Source organism: Bartonella sp. AP57NXGY, assembly GCF_042195805.1.
GTDB lineage: Bacteria > Pseudomonadota > Alphaproteobacteria > Rhizobiales > Rhizobiaceae > Bartonella.
In genome coordinates this window covers 1-1,766 of the sequence record NZ_JBHIOZ010000240.1, presented here as the reverse complement: position 1 = coordinate 1,766, position 1,766 = coordinate 1, and the positions used below count along the sequence as shown (strand labels likewise).

The window sequence follows — 1,766 nt, the reverse complement described above, 5'->3', positions numbered from 1 at the left end:
CGTGATGCTTTAACAAAAGAAGCCACGAAACGTGTACTTGAAATGACAGATCTTGGTGATCATTATAGTCCACTTGGTATGATCATTGATGAGCGTTCTTTTGTGAATGCCATTGTAGGATTAAATGCAACAGGAGGTTCTACCAATCATGCGATTCATTTGATTGCTATGGCTGCTGTTTGCGGTATTAAATTGACATGGCATGATATTGCAGAAATTTCATCCGTTGTGCCTCTTTTAGCGCGCATTTATCCTAACGGTTTAGCAGATATTAATCATTTTTACGCTGCGGGGGGAATGGGATTTATTATTCGCGAGCTTATCGAGGCAGGCTTGGTCCATGAAGATGTTTCTACGGTTTTTGGTAAAGATCTCAATGCTTATGCAATTGAAGCAAAGCTTTCTGCTGATGGTCATGTGGTGCGTGAAGCGGCTCTTAAGGAAAGTGGTGATCATAAGGTGTTAGCGGGGTGGAGAAAGCCATTTCAGCTTGATGGTGGTCTTCGTGTTTTATCAGGAGATTTGGGAACAGCTATTATAAAAGTTTCCTCTGTTAAACCAGAGTATTGGCAGATTAAAGCGCCAGTCTTTGTTTTTAATGATCAAGAGGAACTACAAAAATCTTTTAAATCTGGAGTGTTGCATAATAAAGACTTTATCGCTGTCATTCGCTATCAAGGACCAAAAGCCAATGGTATGCCAGAGCTTCATAAATTAACGACCATTTTAGGCGTTTTACAAGATCGCGGTCAAAAGGTAGCATTGATAACCGATGGGCGTATGTCAGGAGCGTCAGGAAAAATTCCTGCTGCTCTCCATGTGACACCAGAAGCAGTGGATAATGGCCCCATTGCACGTTTGCAGGATGGTGATATTGTTTTTCTTGATGCTCATGAGGGTAAATTAACCCTTTTGGAGGATTTAGCAAAATTTAACGCGCGAAAAATCATATCTCCGGATCTTTCAAAAAACGAACATGGTGTTGGACGCGAACTTTTTCATGTTTTTCGTCAATCCGTTAATCGTGCAGATCAAGGGGCATCTGTTTTTATGACATGAAAAATGCAAAAATAAATAAGCTGAATCATATACAATGAAACCATATACAAGGAATTGTTACAATTTTTAGAATTTTGGTATCGGCAGATTGTGTGATCGCGCGGCGGCTTTGAGTGTATTAACCATAAGCATGGCAATTGTCATTGGTCCAACGCCTCCTGGAACAGGGGTGATCGCAGCAGCTTTTTCTTTTACGTTTTCAAAATCGACATCACCAACAAGACGTGTTTTCCCTATACCTTTTTCTGGTGCAGCAACGCGGTTAATACCTACATCAATAACAATTGCACCATCTTTTATCCAGTCTTTTTTAATCATTTGTGGGCGGCCTACAGCTGCTACTAGAATATCAGCGCTTCGACACACATCATCAAGGTCACGGGTACGACTATGGGCAATTGTCACAGTGGCATTGGCTGCTGTTAAAAGGGCAGCCATAGGTTTTCCAACAATATTAGAGCGTCCAACAACGACAGCATCAAGTCCAGATAAATCTCGTCCACAGTGTTGTTCAATCATCATCATGGCACCAGCTGGAGTGCAGGGAATAATTGCATCTTCAAGTGCATTTGCCGCAAGTTTTCCTACATTAATATAATGAAAACCATCAACATCTTTTTGGAAAGCAATGGCTTGTGTTATGCGATTTGTATTCATATGAGCAGGGAGAGGCAGCTGTACCAAAATACCATGAATTTTGGGATCAG

The 1,766-nt window shown here is 41.1% G+C and carries 2 protein-coding genes; one reads left to right on the top strand and one right to left on the bottom strand.

Annotation, left to right across the window (positions count from 1 at the left end; translation table 11 throughout):
* Positions 1-1,059, top strand: a 1,059-nt coding sequence (locus tag ACFIL8_RS09855; protein WP_375689625.1) for a dihydroxy-acid dehydratase, incomplete at its 5' end; no start/stop codon positions are given.
* Between the two features lie 66 nt (positions 1,060-1,125).
* Here the strand turns inward: ACFIL8_RS09855 and ACFIL8_RS09850 are convergent.
* Positions 1,126-1,766, bottom strand: a 641-nt coding sequence (locus ACFIL8_RS09850; RefSeq protein ID WP_375689623.1) for a tetrahydrofolate dehydrogenase/cyclohydrolase catalytic domain-containing protein, incomplete at its 5' end; no start/stop codon positions are given.